Annotated in this window: 17 protein-coding genes; 9 read left to right on the forward strand and 8 right to left on the reverse strand. The window is 62.3% G+C overall.

Annotated elements, in window-relative coordinates; translation table 11 throughout:
- Window positions 1–54: 54 nt before the first annotated feature.
- The 4 genes from IFT99_RS03465 to IFT99_RS03480 are packed head-to-tail and all read left to right on the forward strand — an operon-like array spanning window position 55 to window position 4,379.
- Entirely contained in the window at window positions 55–1,512 is a 1,458-nt protein-coding gene (locus IFT99_RS03465; RefSeq protein WP_192130447.1) for a sugar ABC transporter ATP-binding protein, read from the forward strand.
- Window positions 1,509–2,498: an ABC transporter permease gene (locus IFT99_RS03470; RefSeq protein ID WP_192130448.1), complete on the forward strand. Its 990-nt coding sequence runs from the start codon at window positions 1,509–1,511 to the stop codon at window positions 2,496–2,498. Before IFT99_RS03465 ends, IFT99_RS03470 begins: the two co-directional genes overlap by 4 nt.
- A complete protein-coding gene (locus tag IFT99_RS03475; protein ID WP_192130449.1) occupies window positions 2,495–3,451 on the forward strand; it encodes an ABC transporter permease in 957 nt (318 codons plus the stop codon). The genes IFT99_RS03470 and IFT99_RS03475 overlap by 4 nt, the downstream gene beginning before the upstream one ends.
- Before the next feature lie 16 nt (window positions 3,452–3,467).
- Window positions 3,468–4,379, forward strand: a complete 912-nt coding sequence (locus tag IFT99_RS03480) for an SMP-30/gluconolactonase/LRE family protein (RefSeq protein ID WP_342214599.1) — start codon at window positions 3,468–3,470, stop codon at window positions 4,377–4,379.
- A 47-nt stretch (window positions 4,380–4,426) separates the two neighbouring features.
- Here the strand turns inward: IFT99_RS03480 and IFT99_RS03485 are convergent, their stop codons facing one another.
- The gene (locus IFT99_RS03485; RefSeq protein WP_192130451.1) at window positions 4,427–6,451 is read right to left on the reverse strand and encodes a methyl-accepting chemotaxis protein; all 2,025 of its coding nucleotides are present in this window, start codon (window positions 6,449–6,451) and stop codon (window positions 4,427–4,429) included.
- A 370-nt stretch (window positions 6,452–6,821) separates the two neighbouring features.
- On the opposite strand from IFT99_RS03485, the gene IFT99_RS03490 reads away from it, so the two are divergent.
- Window positions 6,822–8,630, forward strand: coding sequence for a sensor domain-containing diguanylate cyclase (locus tag IFT99_RS03490; RefSeq protein WP_192130452.1), 1,809 nt, complete (start codon window positions 6,822–6,824; stop codon window positions 8,628–8,630).
- Between the two features lie 308 nt (window positions 8,631–8,938).
- Here IFT99_RS03490 and gloA read toward each other — a convergent pair whose 3' ends face one another.
- On the reverse strand, window positions 8,939–9,469 hold the full coding sequence (gene gloA / locus IFT99_RS03495) for a lactoylglutathione lyase (RefSeq protein ID WP_065990298.1): 531 nt from the start codon (window positions 9,467–9,469) through the stop codon (window positions 8,939–8,941).
- Window positions 9,470–9,669: 200 nt separating this feature from the next.
- On the opposite strand from gloA, the gene IFT99_RS03500 reads away from it, so the two are divergent.
- Window positions 9,670–10,173: a DUF4946 domain-containing protein gene (locus IFT99_RS03500; RefSeq protein WP_244656890.1), complete on the forward strand. Its 504-nt coding sequence runs from the start codon at window positions 9,670–9,672 to the stop codon at window positions 10,171–10,173.
- Between the two features lie 506 nt (window positions 10,174–10,679).
- Here IFT99_RS03500 and IFT99_RS03505 read toward each other — a convergent pair.
- The 6 genes from IFT99_RS03505 to mexE form a co-directional block, all read right to left on the reverse strand.
- Window positions 10,680–11,045, reverse strand: coding sequence for a histone-like nucleoid-structuring protein, MvaT/MvaU family (locus tag IFT99_RS03505; RefSeq protein WP_065990300.1), 366 nt, complete (start codon window positions 11,043–11,045; stop codon window positions 10,680–10,682).
- 422 nt (window positions 11,046–11,467) lie between these two features.
- Window positions 11,468–12,169 carry a haloacid dehalogenase type II gene (locus tag IFT99_RS03510; RefSeq protein WP_192130454.1) on the reverse strand — a complete coding sequence of 234 codons (702 nt, stop codon included), beginning with the start codon at window positions 12,167–12,169 and terminating at the stop codon, window positions 11,468–11,470.
- 187 nt (window positions 12,170–12,356) lie between these two features.
- Complete coding sequence (locus IFT99_RS03515; RefSeq protein WP_192130455.1) at window positions 12,357–13,454, reverse strand: tetratricopeptide repeat protein; 1,098 nt, start codon at window positions 13,452–13,454, stop codon at window positions 12,357–12,359.
- Between the two features lie 215 nt (window positions 13,455–13,669).
- Window positions 13,670–15,067: an efflux transporter outer membrane subunit gene (locus tag IFT99_RS03520; RefSeq protein ID WP_192130456.1), complete on the reverse strand. Its 1,398-nt coding sequence runs from the start codon at window positions 15,065–15,067 to the stop codon at window positions 13,670–13,672.
- Window positions 15,067–18,258, reverse strand: a complete 3,192-nt coding sequence (locus IFT99_RS03525; protein WP_065990308.1) for an efflux RND transporter permease subunit — start codon at window positions 18,256–18,258, stop codon at window positions 15,067–15,069. The genes IFT99_RS03520 and IFT99_RS03525 overlap by 1 nt, the downstream gene beginning before the upstream one ends.
- Window positions 18,259–18,270: 12 nt before the next feature.
- Entirely contained in the window at window positions 18,271–19,512 is a 1,242-nt protein-coding gene (gene mexE / locus IFT99_RS03530) for a multidrug efflux RND transporter periplasmic adaptor subunit MexE (RefSeq protein ID WP_192130457.1), read from the reverse strand.
- A 661-nt stretch (window positions 19,513–20,173) separates the two neighbouring features.
- Here mexE and IFT99_RS03535 point away from each other — a divergent pair.
- The 3 genes from IFT99_RS03535 to IFT99_RS03545 all read left to right on the forward strand — a co-directional run bounded on the left by IFT99_RS03535 (window position 20,174) and on the right by IFT99_RS03545 (window position 22,668).
- Window positions 20,174–21,055 carry an alpha/beta fold hydrolase gene (locus IFT99_RS03535; protein ID WP_192130526.1) on the forward strand — a complete coding sequence of 294 codons (882 nt, stop codon included), beginning with the start codon at window positions 20,174–20,176 and terminating at the stop codon, window positions 21,053–21,055.
- 141 nt (window positions 21,056–21,196) lie between these two features.
- On the forward strand, window positions 21,197–21,706 hold the full coding sequence (locus IFT99_RS03540) for a sigma-70 family RNA polymerase sigma factor (protein WP_192130458.1): 510 nt from the start codon (window positions 21,197–21,199) through the stop codon (window positions 21,704–21,706).
- Window positions 21,703–22,668: a FecR domain-containing protein gene (locus IFT99_RS03545; protein WP_192130459.1), complete on the forward strand. Its 966-nt coding sequence runs from the start codon at window positions 21,703–21,705 to the stop codon at window positions 22,666–22,668. Before IFT99_RS03540 ends, IFT99_RS03545 begins: the two co-directional genes overlap by 4 nt.
- Window positions 22,669–22,709: the final 41 nt, after the last annotated feature.

Here is a 22,709-nt window from a genome sequence, read left to right on the forward strand (position 1 = left end):
TCCATGTAAGCAAAGCAGGCCGCGCTGCCTGCGGCCCGCCAAGGAATTCCGACCATGAACGCAAATGGACCTGTGCGGGTGGCCTTCGCGGGCGCCGGCAAATCGTTCGGCGCCGTGCGCGCCCTGAGTGACGTCGACCTGAGCGTGCGCGCCGGCGAATGCCTGGGCCTGATCGGCCATAACGGCGCGGGCAAGTCGACCCTGATGCAAGTGCTCGCCGGTACCCTGGCCGCCGACTGCGGGCAGCTGTTGATCGAAGGTCGCGACCTGCGCGAAGGCTATTCGGTGCAAGTGGCGCGGCAGCACGGCATTCGCTGCGTGTTTCAGGAGCTGTCGCTGTGCCCGAACCTCAACGTGGCTGAGAACACCCGGCTGATGTCACCGGCCCTGCGCGGCTTCGGCTGGCGTCGTCGGGCCGGTGCGCTGATCGAAGCGATGCTGGAGCAGATTTTCCCCGGCCACGGCATCGAAGCCGATGACATCGTCGCTGACCTGTCCATCGGCAAGCGGCAGATGGTGGAAATCGCCCGGGCGTTCATCAATGTCGATGAGCGCCTCGATCTGATCATCCTCGACGAACCCACCTCATCCCTCGACGCCCGTGTCGCCGAACAGCTGTTGCGCCATGTGCGGCGGTTCGTCGAGGGCGGCGGCAGCATCGTGCTGATCAGCCACATCCTCGGCGAAATGCTCGGCACCTGTGACCGCATTGCGGTGATGCGTGACGGCAGAATCGTCGAAACCCGTGCGGCCCGAGACTTCACCCACGATTCGCTGGTGGAAGTCATGGGCGGCACGGCCCGCGAACAGCAGCAGGCAGTACAAGCTTTCGCCTCCCGCCGTGAGCAGGGCAGCCCCCGCGTGCAACAGCGCCCGGCGCGTCAGGCCGATGGCCGCTCGGTGCAGGCGTTTGCCGGCGAGATCGTCGGGCTGTCCGGGCTGGCCGGGCATGGCCAGAGCCAGTTACTGACCCAGGTGCTGCGCGACTGCGTCAAGCACGGTACCGGCGCCAGTTTCGTCGCCGGCGACCGCCAGACCGACGGCGTGTTTGCGCTGTGGTCCATCGGCGAAAACATCACCATCGGCTCACTCAACCAGCTCAAGCGCGGCGTGCTGCTGAACCCTGACGCCGAGCAAGCGATGGCCGATGACTGGATGAAGCGCATGGGCATCCGTACCCCTGACATGCGCCATCCGATCCTGTCGCTGTCCGGCGGTAACCAGCAAAAGGCGTTGTTTGCCCGGGCCCTGGCGTCCGACAGCCAGATCATTCTGATGGACGACCCCATGCGCGGCGTCGACGTCGGCACCAAGCGCGAGGTGTATTCGATTCTGATGGAGGAGGCGGCCCGCGGCCGCACGTTCATTTGGTACACCACCGAGCTGGAAGAGCTGACCTATTGCGATCACGTGTATGTCTTCCGCGACGGCCAGGCCGTGCTCGACATGCCGCGCAGTGAATTGAGCGAGGAGCGCATCCTGCGCAGCTCCTTCGCCGAGGAAACCCCATGAATGCCTCGTTGAATTCCGTTGCCCGCGCCCCCGTCGCGACGCGCAACAACGCCGCGCGCCGTGCCCGCATGCTCCGCGCCGCCTTGCCGGCGGTGTCGCTGGTGGTGTTGCTGGCGACCATCTTCATCATGCAGCCCCGGGCCATGAGCTACATGGGCCTGAACCTGATGCTCAACCTGGCGGTGCCGATCGCCTTGGCAACCATCGCGCAGATGCTGATCATCAGCGTCAACGACCTTGATCTGTCCATGGGCAGTTTCATCAGCTTCGTCGCCTGCGTGGCGGTGACGCTGCTCGATCAGCACCCGTTCCTCGGCTGGCTGGCGCTGGCCGGGTGCGTGGGCGTGTACGCCTTGCTCGGCGCGCTGATCCACAGCCGCAACCTGCCGTCGATTGTCGTCACCCTGGGCATGTCGTTCATCTGGGTCGGCGGCGCGATTCTGCTGCTGCCGTCACCCGGCGGCACGGCGCCGCAATGGCTGCAGGCGCTGGTGCGGATCAAGCCGCCGCTGATTCCGCTAGCGATCATCGTCTGCATTGTGCTCGGGCTGGCGATGCACTTTTTCCTGATGCGCTCCACGGTCGGTGTGGTGCTGCGCGGCGCCGGCGGCAATCCGCTGGCGATCGCCAAGGCCGGCTGGTCGCTGCTTCGCATCAAAGTCGCGATGTACGCCATGGCCGGGGGCTTCGGCGTGCTGTCGGGTCTGTTTCTGGTGGGGTTGACCACGTCGGCCGACGCCAACGTCGCGCTGCGTTACACCCTGTTGTCCATCGCCGGGGTGATCCTCGGCGGCGGCGAGTTCGTCGGCGGCCGCGTGTCGCCCATGGGCGCGGTGCTCGGTGCGCTGACCCTGGTGCTGGCCGGTTCGCTGCTCTCGTTCATCCGCATCTCGCCTGACTGGCAGATCGGCGCCCAGGGCGCGATTCTGATTTTCGTGCTGGCGCTGCGTGCGGCGGTCAATCGTCTGGAGGTACGTCCGCTATGAGCACTTCATCCCTTGCAGCGCTGCGCGGCAAGCCGTGGCTCTGGTCATTTCTCGCGGCGTTATTGATCTGGGTGGCGACCCTGGTGTTCACCGGCGGGCAGGGCGCAGGCGCTTTGCTGTCTGGCGCGCTGGCGTTCTCGACGTTCTTCGCAATTGTCGGCATCGGCCAGATGTTCGTCATCAGCACCGGGCCGGGCAACATCGACCTGTCGATCCCGGCCAACATCGCCCTCAGCGGCGCGCTGGGCATGAAACTGATGGACGGCCAGGACGCCAACATCTGGCTGGGCGTGATCGGCGTGCTGGGCATCGGCGTGCTGGTGGGTTGCGGCAATTTCGCGCTGATCCGCCTGCTGCGCATTCCGCCGATCATCGCGACCCTGTCGGCGAGTTTCATCCTGCAATCTCTGGCCATTGCCTATGGCCGCAGCGTGCGGGTGCCGCCGCCGGAAGGGTTCTACATCTTCGCCACGGGCCGCGTGTTCGGCGTGCCGTATCTCGCCATTGTGGTGATCGCCGTGGCGGTGCTCATGGGGTACGTGCTGACCCGCACCCGTTACGGCCGTTCGGTGCTGGCCATCGGGCAGAACGCCCGCGCCGCTGAACTGGCGGGGATTCGGGTCGGCCGCATGCGCTTCGCCACCTACGTGCTCTGCGCGGTGTTCGGCAGCTTGTGCGGCCTGACCCTGGCCGGGTTTTCCGGGGGCGCGTCGCTGGGCATGGGCGAGGAATACCTGCTGGCGTCCATCGCCGTGGTGGTGATCGGCGGGACCTCGGTGGCCGGCGGGTTTTCCAACGTGCCGGGCATCTGGGGCGCGTCGCTGTTTCTCTACCTGCTGGTGAGCATGCTCAACACCTTCGGCGCCAGTGCCGGGGTGCGGCTGATCCTCACCGGCCTGATCATCATTGCGGTGATTACCGCTGTCAGCGGACGCAAAAATGCCCGCGCCTGAATTAAGGATCGACCCCGTGTCCGACGACCTCTACGAATGCCATGACAAGCGTTTCCATCGCCTGATTCTGCCCAACACCCAGCTCGAACGCCTGTACGACCAATGCCGCTGGGCCGAAGGGCCGGTGTGGTTCAACGACGGCGGGTACTTGCTGTGGAGCGACATCCCCAACCAGCGCATGCTGCGCTGGACCCCGGAGCAGGGGGTGTCGACCTTCCGCACCCCGTCGAACTTTGCCAACGGCAACACCCGCGACCTGCTGGGGCGGCTGATTACCTGCGAGCACGGCACCCGTAGCGTCACCCGCACCGAACCGGACGGGTCGATCACGGTGCTGGCCGAGCGATTCGAAGGTAAGCGTCTGAACTCGCCGAATGACGTGGTGGTGCATCGCGATGGCGCGGTGTGGTTCACCGATCCCAGCTACGGCATCCTCACCGATTACGAGGGCTATCAGGCCGACGAAGAGCAACCGGGCCGCCATGTGTATCGCATCGACCCGGACAGCGGCGAGATCGCCTGCATGGCCAATGATTTCGTGCAGCCCAACGGCCTGGCCTTCTCCCCGGACGGGCAGACCCTGTACATCGCCGATTCCGGTCGCTCCCACGACCCCGATGGCCCCCACCACATCCGCGCGTTCGAGGTGATCAATGGGCGCGAGCTGGGGCAGTCGAGGGTTTTTGCGGTGATTGAGCCGGGCGTGCCGGACGGCATGCGCGTGGATGTGCTGGGCAATGTCTGGACCAGTGCCGGCGACGGCGTTCAGTGCTTCGCCGCCGACGGGACGTTACTGGGCAAGATCCGCCTGCCGGAGAAGGTCGCCAACCTGACCTTCGGCGGCCCGCGCCGTAACCGCCTGTTCATCACCGCCAATACGTCGTTGTATTCGGTGTACGTAGCGGTGGCGGGGGCCCAGATGCCTTGAGCGATGACAGGGCAAGGCGCGCGGGATTTACGCCGCGCGCCCAGTTCTCAGAGCTTGAAACGGCCAACCACGGTGCGCAGTTCGCCGGCCAGCAGCGACAGTTCGTCCGCCGTTACCGCGTTGTCCTCGATGCCTTCCATCAACACAAAAGTGCCGTTGCGGATCTCGGTGACGTTGCGGTTGATGTCTTCCGACACGGCGTGCTGCTGCACCGCAGCGCTGGCAATCTGGGTGTTCATGCCGACGATCGACTCGACGCCTTCGTTGATCGCGTTCAGGCTTGAGGACGTCTGATCGGCCGAGCTCAGGCAATCCTGCGCCCGGTCCTTGCCCGCTTTCATCTGGTCCACGGCCGCGTTGGTCGCCAGTTGCAGCTGTTGGATGATCCGCTGGATTTCCGCGGTGGAGTTCTGAGTGCGGGAAGCCAGGGTTCTCACTTCATCCGCGACCACGGCAAAGCCACGGCCCTGCTCACCGGCGCGGGCGGCTTCGATGGCGGCGTTGAGGGCAAGCAGGTTGGTCTGGTCGGCGATGTTGCGGATCACTTCAATGACCCCGCCGATCTCCTGGCTGTGCAGCGCGAGGGCCGCGACCTTTTGCGCACTGAGGTCGACTTCGCCGGCCAGTGCTTCGATGGTCTGGCGGGTCTGCTGCATGACGCCCAGGCCTTTGCCGGATGCCTGGCTGGCCTGTTCCGCTGCACGCGCCGCGCCTTCGGTGTTCTGGGCGACGTCGGCGACACTGGCGGTCATTTCGTTGATGGCGGTGGCAACCTGTTCGGTTTCGCCTTGTTGGGCGTTCATCGACACTTTGGCGCGGTCGATGGACGCACTCAGGCGGGTCGCGGCGTCGGACACCGAGCGCGAACTGCGCTCGACCTGGGCAAGGGATTCACCAAACGCCTGGACCATGTGATTCAAGCCGGTGCCGATGTCGGCCATTTCGTCTTTGCCCGCCACGTTGACACGGGCGGTGAGGTCGCCCTGGGCGATACGACGGGTGGCGCTCAACATGGCTTCCATGGCTTGGCGCATCGCGCTATAGATACCGCTGAACGCATAAATCAGCAGCAGACCGGCGATGGCGAACATCGCCAGCATGGCGGTGCGTTCGGCCGACTTGTCGTGAACCCGTTGTTCCAGCACCGCCGACAGCGCTGCCTGCAAGGCGTCCTGCGCCTTATACAGCTCGGCCACCACGGCGTTGCCTTTGGTCGGCAGGCCCTGCATCCCGGTGATGGTGTTCTGTGGTGAGGTGATCAAGGTTTGCAGGTCACTGCGAAAGCTGTCCAGGCTGGACAGCCCGCTGCTGACGGGGGACTGGATGCGATCGGCGAGGGCTGTTTCCTTACGGCGCAGCAGGTTGAGGCTCTGCAGCAGCTCCTGGCGAATCTGGGTTTCTTGCTTGAGCAGCGATTTGATCGTGCCACGGGTGGCGTCGGTCAGCGGTTGCCCTTCATGCAGACCACTGGCCAGACCGCGCAACTGGCCGACGACGTTGATCTGGCGTGGCAGTCGCAGGGTGCTCTGATCGATCAGGAACAGCGAGGCGTAGTCTTCGTCCAGCACCATCCCGGAGGTGGCGGAGATGAAGTAGATGAAGTTCAGCGTCTGGGTCATCTGATCGCTCCATGCATCGAACAGGGTCGCTTGATCGGCACCGGCTTTAGTCTGGCTGATCAGCCCTTCTGCGCCGGAGCGCAGGCGCTGCACGCGGTCGGCTGTTTCCAGCTCGACGGTGAACTGGCGGTCCGTGGCTTCCAGCTTGGTGTAGGCATCCAGGAGTTTGGTCTGATTGGCGGCGAGGTCAGCCTGGGCTGTCTCATCCCCGCTGAGCAGGCGGTTGGTCAATGCCCGCTGCAGCATCGACAGGCGCAGTACGGGGGTGACGTCCATCAGGTAACGCTGGCCGACTTCTTCGGAGTGGATGTTATCAATGCTGGCGTTGAGCTGATGCAGCAGGCGCGCGCCCAACAGCCCCAGTGGGAGCAAAACGATGATGGCGAGCAGTGCGAATTTGGCAGGAAAGCGCAGTCGGTTGGTCAGGTACACGGCAGGGGAAAGAATATTCATACTGTTCTCAAAGCCCCGAAGCGGGGCGATTGGGTTGTTGTCGGTGAGAACGGTCCTTTTTCTCGGGTCGGAGTGCGGTGACGACATCTCTGGGAGGAGAAGGCGCTATGGCTGATTGCGCCTCGCTCCAGTCCATCTGTCGGCCGGTATCGTATTAACTTTATAAAAACTTATACAACAATATATATTTGTACAGCTTTGGAACTGAACCGATTAAGTGATGTCTTTGTGATATCAGTCTTTCTCAGCTCAGCCGAACTCTGTTTTGCCCCTGATCGTCGGTCATTGACCACCCGTCATGATCCTGAGCGGGCAATGATGGCCATGAGATATCATCTAACCCGTATTTTTAGAACGGAGGGCGCACGCCATGAACTGTTCGCTGGAAATTGAGCAGAAGCGCCTGTCCGCGGTTCACGCTTTGCAATGGCTCGAAACCGCTCACAGCGAGGATTTCGACCGCCTGTGCCGCTTGGCTGCCGCGCACTTTCGCGTGCCGACGGTGCTGGTGTCCCTGGTGGAAAAAGATCGGCAGTGGTTTCCGGGCCGTGTGGGGTTCGACGCGAGTCAAACGCCCATAGAGCAGTCATTCTGCCGCTACACCATCCAGAACGCCGAAGTCATGGTGGTCAATGACGCTCGCCTGGATCCGCGCTTTGTCGACAACGCGCTGGTCACCCAGCCTGATGGCATCCGTTTCTACGCCGGGGCCCCGTTGTGTAATCACCACGGTGATGTGCTCGGCAGCTTTTGCCTGATCGACACTGTCCCGCGCACGCTGCAGCCCGACGAAGTGGCTGTCCTCGAAGATTTTGCGCAACTGGTCATGGGCCAGGTCGAACAGTGCCAGGCGATGCGCTACCGCCACCCGGTCAGCCGCCTGCCGAATTTGCAGCAGTTCTTGCTGGACACCCAGGACGTTGCGGTCACCGGGAGTCAGGTGCGGCTGATGGTGGTGATCCGCACCCAGCCGATGGCGAGCGCTGCGGATGTCAGCGTGAACAGCAATCTGGATGCACAACAGACGCGCCGCGATATGGCCAACTGCCTGCGTCGCCGTCTGGATGGGATTGCCGAGCTGTACCACGTCAGCGACCTGGATTTCTGCCTGCAGATGAGCTGCGAGCGCTCTCGCCGGGATGACCTGGTTCGCATGCTGTTGGCGGTGATCACCGAGCCTTTCACCCATCAGCAGGTGGCCGTGGGGCTGGCGTGCTGTGACGATGGTCAGAACTCCGCCGCTGCGCTCATGGGCAAAGCGACCCACGCGGCGGGCAGGGCCGTCTATCGGCAGGTGCCGTGGGCGGCGTATGACGAGGCGGAGGATTGCGCCCAGCGTCGCGCCTTGACCCTGCTCAATGAACTCGCCGAGGCGCTGGTCAGTGGCGACATCTTTCTGGAGTACCAGCCACGTTTCAGCTTGCAGGATGGCCGCCTGCTCAGCGTCGAGGCGCTGATTCGCTGGACCCATCCGATGCTCGGCAAGATCGGGCCGGATGAGTTCATTCCGTTGATCGAGGGCGCCGGCAGGATCAGCACCGTGACCCGCTGGGTCATCGACCGTGCGCTGACCGACCTCAGCGGCTGGATCGACGACGAAGTGCGGCTGTCGCTCAACCTGTCGCCGCTGGACTTCTCCGACCTGGACATCGCCTTGACGTTGCAGAGCGCCTGCGACAAACACGGCGTTGCACCCGCACGGCTGGAAGTCGAGATCACCGAAGGCGAGTGGATTCGTGCCGACAAACGCGTCATCGCGCAGCTCACCCGCATTCGCGAGCTGGGCGTTGACGTGGCCATCGACGATTTCGGCGCGGGCTACAGCAACTTTGCCTATCTGCACGAGATCCCGGCCAATATCCTCAAGCTGGACAAATCCCTGGTGACGGACCTGGAGAGCAACCCGCGCAACCGCATCATCGCCCGGTCCGTGCTGCACCTGGCCAGTGAACTGGGTTATCGCACCGTCGCGGAAGGCGTCGAAACCTTTCGCTGCATGAGCCTGGTCCGTGATTTCGGCTGCGAAGAAGCCCAGGGCTATTTCCTGAGCCGGCCGCTGAAGCTGCAACAGCTTAAGCAGCAGTGCCAGAACATTGCGCTGACGTTTACCCCTGAACCGTCGAACGCGCAGATTTATGCGGATCTGGGTGATACGGATCAGGTGATAGAAGCGGCGTGACGCTGGCCGGGTTTCCATTGCAGGACCGGTTTTAGCTGGGAAGAGGCCAGCGTGAACACCCTCAATTTTGCGGTGTGACGCCTGACGCCTTCCCGGCTAAAGCCGGTCCTACGGTCGAGGTCGCAGCCAATAGAGCTGGATGCACGCGATGCGTTTAGTGGGGCCGGCTTCAGCCGGGAAGAGGCCAGCGTGAACACCCTCAATTTTGCGGCGTGACGCCTGACGCCTTCCCGGCTAAAGCCGGTCCTACGGTCGGCGTCAACGCCAGTCCTGTCCCTATCAAGGCCGGTCCCACTGATCGAGCGTGATTACTCGCCCGTTACCGGCGTTGGCTGGATGATTTCGACCCAGTAGCCATCCGGGTCCTTGATGAAGGCCAGGCTTTTCATGCGGCCGTCGGTCAGGCGTTTCTGGAAGTCCACGCCCAGTTCTTCGAAGCGCGCACAGGCGGCGTGTATGTCCGGCACCGAGATGCAGATATGACCGAAGCCGCGCGGGTCGGTGTTGCCGTTGTGATAGGAAAACTCAGGGTCTTTCTCGGTGCCGTGGTTGTGGGTCAGCTCGAGGACACCGGGAATGCCTTTCATCCAGACGTTACGCTCGGCGTCGTCCTGCGGGATCTGTGCTTTGTCGACCAGCGCCAGGAAGTACAGGCTGAATTCGGCTTCCGCGAAGTGGCGCTTTTCCACCAGGCTGAAGCCCAGCACGCGGGTATAGAAGTCCAGGGAAGCGGTGGCGTCCTTGACCCGCAACATGGTGTGGTTGAACACGAATTGTGCGGTCGAGGCGTCCGGGGTGGCCGTGACGCCGGGGAAAGTGTTCAGGTCGTGCAGACTCATGGTTGTCTCCGGGTTAACGCTAAAATGTTGCGTAATGATACGGGCTCATGGCTGACGCGCCAAACCGAAGGCGCATAAAGCGCGGCTTCCGGCTTGTAGACACTGCATGACCGGCCCACACTTTGCGGCTCGACCTTCAGGTACCGCCCATGCATCTCTTATTGCGCTCATGCGCCCGCGTTGCTTTCTGTTTCGTGCTGATGATTCCCGGCGTCGCGTCTTCAGCTGGCGCCATGATCATCTGGCCCGAAGGCTGGGACGTTGAAGCCTTGCCCCAGCCGCCGGCGAGCGAAGGCCAGCCCGCCGTGCAACTACGACAGCGTGCGGTCAAAAACGATCAGAACGGTGATCCGGCCATGGTCGTGGAGCTGACCCAGACGCAGCTGCAGCCCGGCCATTCGGTCAACGTACAGGGCGTGCTGCTGGCCATGCGCAAGGCGGTTCAGGTCAATTTTGCCCGCGGCGGTTTTCAGAGTGTCTGCACGCGGATGAAGGACAGCACGCTGAGCGACATTCCAGCCATGGAAACCACGTGCACCATCACCCAGAACGGCAATCACGTCATGACCCAGACGCTGGTGGCGGCGGCCAATCCCGAGTTGGCGTGGTCGTTGTCGTATGCCGGCTCGGCGGAAGGCTACGCGGCCCATAAAGAGGAGGTGTTGCAGATCAGGAATGGTCTGCGGCTGGGAGCGGCGCCGTAGATCGAGGCGGGGTCTGGACAAATCGCGGGCATAAAGAAGCCCGCCGAAGCGGGCATTGGGGCGCTAATCCTTTAGCAGCCTCTATCCTCTACAAACCGGTGTGAAAAAAATGTGAAGCTCACGAGCCATTCAGCTGCAGAGGGAAAATTCATCTGTGGCTGTATGAAGGCTCATGGCCAGCTTTAACACTCACTCAGTGCTGTTTGACGGGATTAATAACGCTTAAGAGACTCAACGGTTGAGCATGCTATAAGCCTGCCGAGTATTGAAAGCGATATATGCCATTAATACGAATCTGTTCAGCTAATTGTCAGGTTCAATATTCAACACCCGTCCCGCACTCGCACGCATTATTTAAAATACGCAGGGCGCGGGTCGCGATCATTTGCGTTTAAAGCACTTGTTTCATGTCCTTTTCCCTGCACTTGCAGAGAAGCCCCGCGGGCAGAGCTTCCTCTCGATGTTGCAGATCAATCTTGCAGGCCAGTGTTCTAGGGAGCAGGGGATTAGCGGCCGCGCAACCAGGAGTCAACGGATTCAGCGCCGTATTGTAATTTCCAGTTTTTCAAACCGCGATGGTTGCCGCCCTTGGTCTCGATGACTTCGCCGGTGTGGGGATTCTGATAGACCTTGACCACCCGCGGACGACGGCGTTTCGGGGCCGCTGGCGTGGCATTGGACGCCCCAGTGTGAGGGTCGAGAATGGCGATGATGTCCCGCAAGGTCTTGTCGTACGTGCTCATCAGGGCCTGGAGCTGCTGCTCGAACTCGATTTCCTTCTTCAATCCGACGTCGTTCTTCAGATACTCCAGCTGGGCCAGCTGCTCCTGAAGGGCTTTTTCTGCTGCGCGAAATTCGGCAAGTCTGGACAAAATGATACTCCGGCAATTAATGGCTGTTGTCAGCTCAATGCAAGCAACAATGCAAGCAGCACGACGCGCATCCGGGTCTGCTGCTTTAGTTTTCACCACTTTCTACCGTGTCCCTGGCATCAGGATCAGCCGTCGACATTAACTTCATGGGAATGAACGTTGGTCTCGCGACGGGGTAGTTCAGTTGTGGCGCGAGTAAATAATGCACGTTTTTTACGCGTTGTAAAATAGCGGATGACTGATTGTTAAGTGAAACATCCGGGCGACGATAAGCGGGTCTGACAAAAAAACAATAATGGGCGCTAAACGTTGTAAGTAATTTCTTATACTTTAGCGCCATTGGAAACTGTGCCATCTCAAACGCGGCGGCAAACAGCCGCGTACCTGCACAGAGCAACCCACGTCAGCCAGTGGGCCTCGGGCTACGCCGGCCCGCCCCAACGTTGAATGATCTGCTCGGCCAGGTCGCCCAACTCGGGGGCCATCAGGTCGGGAAGCGGCATTTCATCTATCAGGAGCGGTGCGTTGTACGGCCGGGTCAGCAGGGCGCCAAGGCAGCCTGCCGCCTGGGCGCCCGCCGTGTCCCAAAAATGACACGCCACCACAAGCAGGTCAGCCAGTTCGACATTCAGCTCCCGGGAAACCATCTGGTAGGTCTGCGCAGCAGGCTTGAATTTTTTAACGGTCTCTACGCTGAAGCTGCGCTCGAAGAATGTCGCTAACCCGGCGCGCTCAAGGGCCGAAGGGGATGCACCGCTGGCCGAGTTACTCAGCGTCACCAGCCGAAAGCCGGCGTCACGCAAGCCGTTGAGTGCCGGCAGCACATCAGGGTGTGCTGGCATGTTACCCATCCGTGCCTGCAAGTCATCGATATCACTGGCGGCCAAAGCGACCTGATGGACAGACGCGAGCATGCGCAGCGTGCCTGCGGCCAGTTTGCCAAACGGGGTGTAACGGCCGCACAGGGTCATCGTTTGCGAATAGAGGATCAGGTTGGCGAACCACTCGCGCAACAGGGCTCTATCACCGAACACCCGCTCAAACAGCGGCTCAAGGGTGGTGATGTCGAGTAAGGTTTCGTTCACGTCGAAAACGATGATCGGCGTTGGTTTCTGCACTGCCATGATGGGGATTCTCTTCTGAGTAGTGCACGCTGCTGCAAGCACGCGTTCGTCGCTTGAAGCCCTGACGTGCCGGATCACGGACAAGGTTAACCCGATCAAGCCGGGGCGACGCACTCATCAATATGAATCGTTTCCTGGATGGGATGGACAGCGTACTTCCGTCTGTCGGGGGGCGCGTAACGAAGTCCTAAAGCCCCTGCTGCAGGGCAGGATCATCGGCGTTGAGCTGCTCCAGTTCAGCCAGCAGCACCTGAACTTTCTGTAGCTGCCCGGCCTCCGTCCAGTAACGAATCAGCAGAATCCTCGCGCGGCGATCGGCGGGTGCGCGCTGCAGAATGTCTTCCAGCTGCCGCTGCGCCGCTTCGAGCTGATCAAGATCGTGAAGCGCCACGGCGAGGTCATAACGGTAACCGGTGTTATCCGGTTCCAGCTCAATGGCCCGGGTCAGCGGAAGCAGCGCGTACTCATTCTGTTTATGCCGCAGCAGCCATTGGCCGAGTGCGTGTTGCGCCAGGGCCGACTGGGGCTGTTTTTCCAGCCACTGGGCGAGCAACTGGCGTGAACGATCGGCCTGACCCTGACGGTCGAGCACCTGCACCAGTGCCAGCCCCGCCTCCAGGTTGTCCGGTTCCAGCTTTGCGGCCAGTTCCAGCGCCTCGATCGCCTTTTGCGGGGTGCCGTTGTTGAGGTACAGCTGGGCGAGCGCGAGCTGACGTTGCCCGCTTGGCGGTTCGGCGCTCAGTGCCTGCTCATACTGTTGAGCGGCTTCCTGCAGCGCGCCGTAATACAGGCCCAGCTCATCCGGGCTCAGCGGTAGCAAGGCGCGCACCGCGCTGAAGCGCACCTGATCATCGGCATCGTCCAGCAGGGGGCCGATCAGCGTGGTGCGTTGATCTTCCGGCAGCATGGCGGTCACCGTCTGAATGGCCGCCTGTTGAACCAGCGCAGCGGGGCGCTTGAGATCGCCGCGCAGAATTTTCATCGCCTGGGTGCTGGGGTAATTCACCAGTTCGGCGAGCAGGCCGGCGCGGCGAATGTCCGACAGGTCGGTGCGGGTGAATTGCTGATACAGCACGCGCGCGGCGCCGGGCTTGCCGCCGTGGGCCTGCTCCAGTGCTTCGGCATAGCTGTGATTGACCTGGGGGGCGGCCGGCGGCGCGTGCCAGTTTCGCACCAGCATCGCCATGGCGATGATCAGCAGCAACAGCGCCAGCGCAATTGCCACCTGCCAGCGACGTCGAGCCTTGAGCTGGGCAGGTGTGCGCCGGGAAGACGACTCAGACATATCGGTTTCCGTGTGTGCGTGTGCAGCAGCTTCGGGGAGAGACCGCCGAGTGTCAAACCCTGTGGGGAAGGGTGCCTTCCTCGCGCGCTCGTGCGGTGTTTATCCACGGTCCAGAAAAAAGCCCCGAACCTGGTGGGTCCGGGGCCTTCGAGAGCGGCAGATCAGCGCTGCAGATCTGCTGCCGGTTGAGCGATCCCGCCGTTCATCCCGTGACCTCAGGCGTTCGGCTGCCAGCCACCGCCGAGAGCCTTGTAGATGGCCACGATGCCGCGATACAGATCGATTTCGGCCAGGGCCTGGCTGTCTTCGGCGGCCAGACGCTCACGTTCGGCGTCCAGCAGCACGAGGAAATCAGCGGTGCCTTCCCGGTACTGGATGTTCGCCAGATTGGCCGCCGATCGGCTGGCTTCACTCTGCCGCACCAGCGACACCAGACGCTGCTGACGCTTGTCGTAGTCGCTGAACGCGTTTTCGGTTTCTTCCAGGGCCAGCAGCACTTGCTGCTCGTAATTGGCCAGCGCGCCTTCGGCATCGGCATTGGCGCCGCGAATCCGCGCCCTCACGCTGCCTAAGTCAAACGCCGCCCAGGTGATGCTTGGGCCAAGGCCCCACGCTTGTGCTGCGCCGGAACCAATCTGCGAACCGCGGCTGGCCGTGAAGCCGAGGAAACCGCTGAGGCTGACCCGTGGGAACAGGTCGGCGGTCTGCACGCCGATCCGCGCGGTTTGCGCCGCCAGTTGCCGTTCGGCACTGCGCACGTCCGGACGGTTTTCCAGCAGCTTGGTCGGGTCACCGATCGGCAGGGCCTTGGAGATCGCCGGCAGTTTGGCAGGGGCCAGCGTGACGGTCATGGCGTCCGGCCGTTCGCCGAGGAGGGTGGCGATGCGGTTGCGTTCGCGCACCTGTTCCGCCTGAAGCTGCGGAATGGTCGCTTCCACTGCCGCCAGGCGCGCGTCGGAACGCACCACGTCGAGCTCGTTGCCCACGCCTTCATCTCGCAGTTGGGCAGTCACGCGGCGGGATTCCTGCTGGTTTTTCAGGTTGTCCCGGGCGATGTTCTCGCGCAGTTGGGCGCCACGCAGTTGGCCGTAGGCGTCGACCAGCTCGGCAATCATCGTCACCTGCAGCTGGTAGAGGTTTGCTTCGGCAGCCTGCTGGTCGGCATCGCTGGCTTCCAGCTCGCGCTGGATACGGCCGAACAGGTCCAGTTCCCAGGCCATGTCCAGGCCCAGGTCGTAACGTTCCTGATTGATGCGCTGTTCAGTCTGCCCGGGCACCTGACCGCGGCCGACCTGGCTGCTCGCGCGGCTGGTCACCACCGGCATGGCGTCGTTGCTGATGTCGTCACGAATCGCACGGGACGCCTTCAGACGGGCGAAGGCGACGCGCAACTCGCGGTTGCCCTGCAGCGATTCGGCGACCAGCTTGTTCAGCGTCGGGTCGTCGAACTGCTGCCACCAGATGGTCTCGATGTGGCTGCGGTCATAGGCCCGCTGGGTGGCGGCCTGGATGTTGGCCGCCGCGGTGTCCGGCTTCTTGTAGTCCGGGCCGACGGCGCAGGCCGCCAGCGCCAGCACCAACAGGCTCGGCAGGAAGAGTTTTGCAGCCTTCATCAATGAGCCTCCGGGGCGGTGGTCTGAATGCGTTGTGCCTTGGCCGCCTTGCGCGCCTCTTTGCGTCCAACGTAGTTACGGATCAGTACATAGAAGACCGGCGTCAACAGCAGACCGAAGAAGGTCACACCGAGCATCCCGGAGAACACCGCCACGCCCATGGCATGACGCATCTCGGCACCGGCGCCGCTGGACAGCACCAGCGGCACCACACCCATGATGAACGCGAAGGAGGTCATCAGGATCGGCCGCAGACGCAGGCGGCAGGCTTCAAGCACAGCCTCCAGCGGGGTCTTGCCCTTGTCCTGCTCATCCTTGGCGAACTCGACGATCAGAATCGCGTTCTTGCACGCCAGGCCCACCAGTACGATCAGGCCGATCTGGGTGAAGATGTTGTTGTCGCTCCCGGCAATGATCACACCGGCAATGGCCGACAGCAGGGTCATCGGTACGATCAGGATCACCGCCAGCGGCAGGCTCCAGCTTTCATACAGTGCGGCCAGTACCAGGAACGCCAGCAGCACGCAGAGCGGGAAGACCAACAACGCCGTGTTGCCCGACAGGATCTGTTGGTAGGTCAGGTCGGTCCACTCGTAGGTCATGCCGTTGGGCAGTTCTTCCTTGAGCAGTTTTTCCATCGCCACCTGCGCCTGACCCGAGCTGAAACCCGGACCGGCTGCGCCGTTGATCTCGGCGGTGATGAAGCCGTTGTAGTGCATGACGCGGTCCGGGCCCGAGGTGTTGGTGACTTTCAACAGTGTCGCCAACGGGATCATCTCGCCACGGTTGTTGCGCACTTTCAGCTGACCGATCTGTTCAGCGTCCTGACGGAACTGCTGCTCAGCCTGCACGTTGACCTGATAGGTCCGGCCGAAACGGTTGAAGTCGTTGGCGTACAGCGAACCCAGGTAGACCTGCAGGGTGTCGAAGATGTCGCTGATCGGCACGCCGAGGGTCTTGGCCTTCTCGCGGTCGATGGCGGCATCGACCTGGGGCACGTTCACCGTGTAGCTGGTGAACAGCGCCGCCAGTTCCGGCACGCTGCGGCTCTTGCCGATGATGTTCATCGTCTCTTTGTACAGCTCGTCGTAACCCAGGTTGCCACGGTCTTCGATCTGCAGGCGGAAACCGCCGATCGTGCCCAGGCCTTGTACCGGCGGCGGCGGGAAGATCGCCATGTAGGCTTCCTGAATCCCCGCATATTTGCCGTTGAGGGCGCCCGCGATGGCACCGGCCGACTGGTCGGCTGCCGTGCGATCTTCGAACGGTTTGAGCGTGACGAACACGATGCCGGAGTTCGGGCTGTTGGTGAAACCGTTGATGGACAAGCCCGGGAAGGCCACGGCGCTTTCAACGCCCGGTTGCTTCAGCGCGATGTCGGACATGCGCTTGATCACGTCTTCGGTGCGGTCCAGGCTCGCGGCGTCCGGCAATTGCGCGAAGGCGACCAGGTACTGTTTATCCTGGGCCGGCACGAAACCGGTCGGCGTGGTGGAGAAACCCAGCCAGGTCATGACGATCAGGCCGGCATACACCACCAGTGCCACGCCGCTGACGCGGATCACCCGACCCACCGTGCTCACGTAGCCGTTACTGGCCTTGACGAAGAAACGGTTGAACGGCCGGAACAGCCAGGCGCCGAACAGCTTGTCGAGGAAGCGCGAGAAGCCATCCTTCGGTGCATCGTGAGCGCGCAGCAGCACGGCGGCCAGGGCAGGTGACAGGGTCAGGGAGTTGAAGGCCGAGATCACCGTCGAGATGGCAATCGTCAGCGCAAACTGTTTATAGAATTGCCCGGTCAGCCCGGAGATGAACGCCGCCGGAATGAACACCGCACACAGCACCAGGGCCGTGGCGATGATCGGGCCGGTCACTTCACGCATGGCGATCTGTGTGGCCTCCATCGGTTCATGACCCAGCTCGATGTTCCGCTCGACGTTCTCCACCACCACGATGGCGTCGTCCACGACGATACCGATCGCCAGTACCAGCCCGAACAGCGACAGCGCGTTGAGGGAGAAGCCGAACAGGTGCATGACCGCGAAGGTACCGATCAGCGACACCGGCACGGCGGCCAGCGGGATGATCGAAGCGCGCCAGGTCTGCAGGAACAGAATCACCACGAGTACGACGAGGATCAGCGCTTCAAACAGCGTGTGAACCACCGCCTCGATGGAGCCGCGCACGAAGATCGTTGGGTCATAGACGATGCTGTAGTCCATGCCTTCCGGGAAGTTTTTCTTCAGCTGTTCCATCTCGCCGCGCACTTCGTTGGAAATGTCGATGGCGTTGGAGCCCGGGCGCTGGAAGATCGGGATCGCCACCGCCGGCTGGTTGTTCAGCAACGAACGCAAGGCATACTGGCTGGAGCCCAGTTCGACGCGAGCGATATCTTTGACCCGGGTGATTTCGCCGTTGTCGCCGGCGCGCACGATGATGTTCTCGAACTCTTCCTCAGAAACCAGACGGCCCTGGGTGTTGATCGACATCTGGAAGCTGGTGGCGCTCGGGGAGGGCGGTGCGCCCAGTTGACCGGCGGCCACCTGGCGGTTCTGCTCGCGGATGGCGTTAACCACATCGGTCGCGGTGATATTGCGCGAAGCGGTTTTGTTCGGGTCGAGCCAGACACGCAGCGAGTAGTCGCCCATGCCGAACAGCTGCACGTCGCCGACACCGTTCAGGCGCGCCAGCTCGTCCTTGATGTTGAGGACCGCGTAGTTGGACAGGTACAGCATGTCGTAACGCTGATCCGGCGAGGTCAAGTGGACCACCATCGTCAGGTCAGGCGAGGCCTTGTCGACCGTAATACCGATGCGTGTCACTTCTTCCGGCAGCTTCGGCTCGGTCCGGGTGACCCGGTTCTGCACCTGCACTTGCGCGGTGTCGAGGTTGGTCCCCAGCGCAAAGGTGATGGTCAGGGTCAGCTTGCCGTCGGCCGTGGCCTGGGAGGACATGTAAAGCATGTTCTCGACGCCGGTGATCGCCTGTTCCAGTGGCGCGGCGACGGTTTCGCCGATCACTTTCGGGTTGGCGCCGGGGAAGTTGGCGCGCACGACAACGGTCGGCGGCACGACTTCCGGGTATTCACTGATCGGCAGCTGGAACAGCGAGATCGCGCCGGCGATCAGGATCAGCAGCGAGAGCACCGCTGCGAAGATCGGCCGCGTGATAAAGAACTTGGAGAAATTCATCGTGTGTGTTCCTTAACCGCGTGGCGTGGCGGAAGCAGCCACCTTGGCGTCCAGCTTGGGCTGGGCCTTGGGTGCGTTGCTGGCTTCGAGCGCCTGGCGTTGTTGTTGCAGTGCAGTGAGTGTTTCGTCGCTGGCCATCGGCGTGTCCTGGGGGTCAACCGGTGAACCCGGACGCACGCGCTGCAGGCCGGTGACGACGATGCGGTCGTCTTTGCTCAGACCGCTGCGCACGATGCGCAAGCCTTCAAGCTTCGGCCCCAGATCAACGCTGCGGTAGATCGCCTTGTTGTCCTTGTCGACCACCAGCACGAATTTCTTGCCCAGGTCGGTGCCGACCGCTTCGTCCTTGATCAGCATGGCCGAATAGGTGCCGCTGCCGACCAGCTTCAGGCGTGCGTACAGCCCCGGGGTGTATTCGCCCTTGCTGTTGTCGAACACGGCCCGGCCACGGATGGTGCCGGTGCGCGGATTGACCTGGTTGTCGACGAAGTTCATCTGACCCAGGTGCGGGTTTTCCGCTTCGTTGGACAGGCCCATGTACACCGGCGTCGTTGCGCCGCGCTTGCCGTCGCGGGCCAGCTGGTTGTATTTGAGGAACACGCGCTCGTCGGCGTCGAAGTAGGCGTAGACCTTGTCGGTCGAGACCAGGCTGGTGAGGATGGTCTGATCGGCGGTCACGATGTTGCCGGCGGTGATTTCCGCACGGCTGACGCGGCCGGTGATGGGTGCCGTAACGCGGGTGAAACTCAGGTTCAGGCGCGCCAGATCAAGCTGTGCCTGGATGGCGGCAACGGCAGCTTTGGATTCCTGGGCGGTGGTGGTGCGTGAGTCGGCGAGTTCGGCGGAGATCGCATTGTTGGTGCGCAGACGTTCGCCACGCTGGGCTTCATTGGTGCTGCGCTGGGCAGCGGCCTTGGACTGCTGCAGTTGCGCTTCCAGACGATGCACTTCCGCTTCGAACGGGCGGGGGTCGATCTGGAACAGCAGGTCGCCTTTCTTGACCAACGCGCCATCAGTGAAGTCAACCGAATCGATCTGGCCGGAAACACGCGGACGAACCTGAACGGTCTCCGGCGCTTCCAGGCGGGCGGTGACTTCGTCCCACTCGTTGACCGGTTGCTCGATCACCTTGGCCACGTTGACTTTCGCCGCCGCCGGCGCAACCGTCGCTTCAGGCGTCCGGCCGCACGCGCTGATGACCACAAGGGTCAACGCGGCGAGGGGATAGCGCAAAGGAGTTAAAGACTGAAGCATGGGAGAATCCGCCGATGTTATTGAGATGGGCGGATAATGTTCTCGGGGGTGTTATTGCACGAATCGAATGACACGAAGGTAACTATCAGTGGTAATGATGTTCGGCGTCATAAAAGGTCTGCAATTGATAGGCTGCACCGCCCCGAAGCGTCTTTCTATACCTCCGTTATTAGAGGGCTCTTGGCGTTGATCCACCCTAATCCCCAATGAATTTCCAAGCCGGTCGTACCGGGATGCACGGTGCTTTTAGTGGGACCGGCTTCAGCCGGGAAGAGACCGGCATCAACACCACATTTGCAGCGGGACCACTGATGCATTCCCGGCTAACCCCGGTCCTACTGAATGCACGCGGGCTCTGAGCGGGTCCGAGTTTGCTATCGCTGCTCATATGAGGCCTGGCAACGTTGCAAAAACCGCAATGGTGAGTTGAGTTTTCTGGTGATTCACGACGGTCACTGCCGCCAATAGGCTTCAGCATGAATTCACTCATGCAGGTCTCCCAATGACTACCATCGATTCGGCCACCTCCTCGAACATCAAGCCTGGCGTCAGTCGCCGCGGCATCTTGCAAGCGTCTGCGGTGGGAGCAGCGTCCGCGGTCGCTGCTTCATTCGTGGGTGCTGCATCCGCCAGCTCACTCCCATCCGCTCAGCAGGGCAGCATCGAGGTCGATGGTGCATTCGATGTCAGGTTCCACACGCAAAAGGTCGGCAACGTCGAGGTGTTCTACCGCGAAGTCGGCGCCAAAGACGCTCCTGTGCTTTTGCTGCTCCACGGCTTCCCGAGCGCAAGCCACATGTTCCGCACCCTGATGCCGCTGCTGGCCAGCCAGTACCGCCTGATCGCGCCGGATTTGCCCGGTTTCGGCAACACCCAAGCGCCGCCGCGGGGCCAGTTCGATTACACCTTCGACAACCTCTACAAGGTGGTCGAAGGGTTCACCGAGGCGCTGGGGCTGACTCAATACGCGCTGTACCTGTTCGACTACGGGGCGCCCACCGGCCTGCGCCTCGCCGCCGCCAACCCGGAAAAGGTGACGGCCATCATCAGCCAGAACGGCAATGCCTACCTTGAAGGCTTCAGCGATCAGTGGGATCCGTGGCAAGCCTATTGGCGTGATCCTTCGGCGGCCAACCGCGAAGCCTGTCGCCCGTCGCTGTCGCCGAAAACCATTCGTGATTGGCAATACGGCACCGGTGCCGATCCCCAGAAGCTCTCGCCCGACGGCTACAACCTGGACATTTTTTACATGGCCCGGCCCGGCGCGGAGGACATCCAGCTGGACCTGATTCTCGACTACCGCACCAACGTCGCCGCCTATCCCGCGTTCCAGGCGTATCTGCGCACGCACCAACCGCCGTTGCTCGCCGTATGGGGCGAGCACGACCCGGCCTTCATCCCGCCGGGTGCGCTGGCGTTTCGCAAGGACATCCCGAACGCCGAGGTGCATCTTCTAGACGCCGGACACTTTGCGCTCGAAACCCATGCGCCCGAGATTGCGCAGCACATTCGGGAATTCCTGGCGCGCAAGCTGAAGGCGTGAGAACGCCCGTGTTTCGGCGTCATCTAGCGGTGATGCGCTGAGGCGCTAGTTCGGGCCTTTTAATAAAAGAGCATGGACTCGGCATAGCGCACTGATTAGAATCATTCGCATTTGGCGCATCCATCGCTCAAGGCTCCTGTCATGATTGACACAGCGACGCTCCCTCCGCAGACCCTGCATTCCCTGTACCGCGACCATCACGGCTGGCTTGAAAACTGGCTGCGCAAGCGAATGGGCAATGCCTGGGATGCGGCGGACCTGAGTCAGGACACCTTTTTACGGGTGCTGTCCAGCTCGCAACAGATCGCCGATATGCGGGAACCACGGGCATTTTTGCTGACCGTGGGCAAGCGCCTGCTCAGCAATTTCTACACGCGGCGCAGTCTTGAGCAGGCCTATCTGGAGGCGTTGGCCCGGTTGCCTGAGGACAGCGTGCCGTCTCCCGAACAGCGCTGGCTGCTGCTGGAAACCCTGCAAGCACTCGACGAGTTGCTGGACGGTCTGCCGGCGGCGGTACGTCGGGCATTTCTCTGGAGTCAGCTCGAAGGCCTGGGCTACCGCGACATTGCGCAGCGCCTTGAAGTGTCGGAGCGCACCGTCAAACGCTACATGGCGCAAGCCTATGAGCACTGCCTGCTGGTGGATTGGTGATTCGGTCGTCACCTTCGAACGAAGAGCGCGAGGTGATTCGCAGCGCTGCACGATGGCTGGCGCTGCTCGAGTCCGGCAGTGCCAGTGAAGAAGATCACCTCATGCTGCAGCGCTGGCGCGACAGTGCGGTCGACAACGAGCGCGCCTGGCAAAAGGCTCAGCAACTGCGACAGCGTTTTTCGGCCTTGCCGGCCAATCTGGCAATGGCGACGCTGGACCGTCCCGACCCGGCTCGACGTGCCGCGCTGAAAAGGGCATTGGGCGTTGTCGCACTGGCTCCGGCGGTATGGCTGCTGGCGCGTCAGTTACCGCTGGAGGTCTGGCGCGCCGACCTGCACACCGCCATTGGTGAACACCAGCGACTGACACTGGCCGATGGCAGTGTCCTGCAGCTGAACACCGACAGCGCCGTCAACGTCGATCTCGGTGCCCGGCAGATCACGCTGATACGCGGGGAAATCGCACTCAACGTGCCGGGTAGCGCGCCGTTGTCCATCGACGGTCCCTACGGTCGTGTCAGGGTCAGTCAGGGTGAGGTCTGCGTGCGTCTTGACCCGAACGACTGCCGGGTCTCGGTGGTCCGCGGTTCGGTGCAGGTCCATCCGTTGCAAGGCCCTGCGCTGGTTTTGCAGGCGCAACAGCAGATCAGCCTGCGCACAGACGGCGCAGGGCCGGTCACCGCGTTCGACGCCATGCTGCCCGGCTGGCGAGACGGCGTGCTGACTGCGCAGAATCAGCCGTTGGGTGATTTTCTGCGAGAGCTCGGTCGATACCGCCCCGGCCTGCTGCGTTGGGAGCCCGAGCTTGAAGCATTACGGGTCACCGGCAGTTTCAAGCTCGATAACACTGACCGGGTTCTGTCGCTGCTGGCAGCCAGTCTGCCGGTAGACATTCATATGCGCACCCGCTACTGGGTCACCCTGGCCCCCCGAAAAAACACACCCGCAAAAAATAGTGCGTGAAGCCTGTCCCTTTTTTTCGTCCCGCCGGTCATTCCAGGTAG

The organism is Pseudomonas sp. CFBP 8772 (genome assembly GCF_014841665.1).
In the GTDB taxonomy this organism is placed as follows: Bacteria; Pseudomonadota; Gammaproteobacteria; order Pseudomonadales; family Pseudomonadaceae; genus Aquipseudomonas; species Aquipseudomonas graminis_B.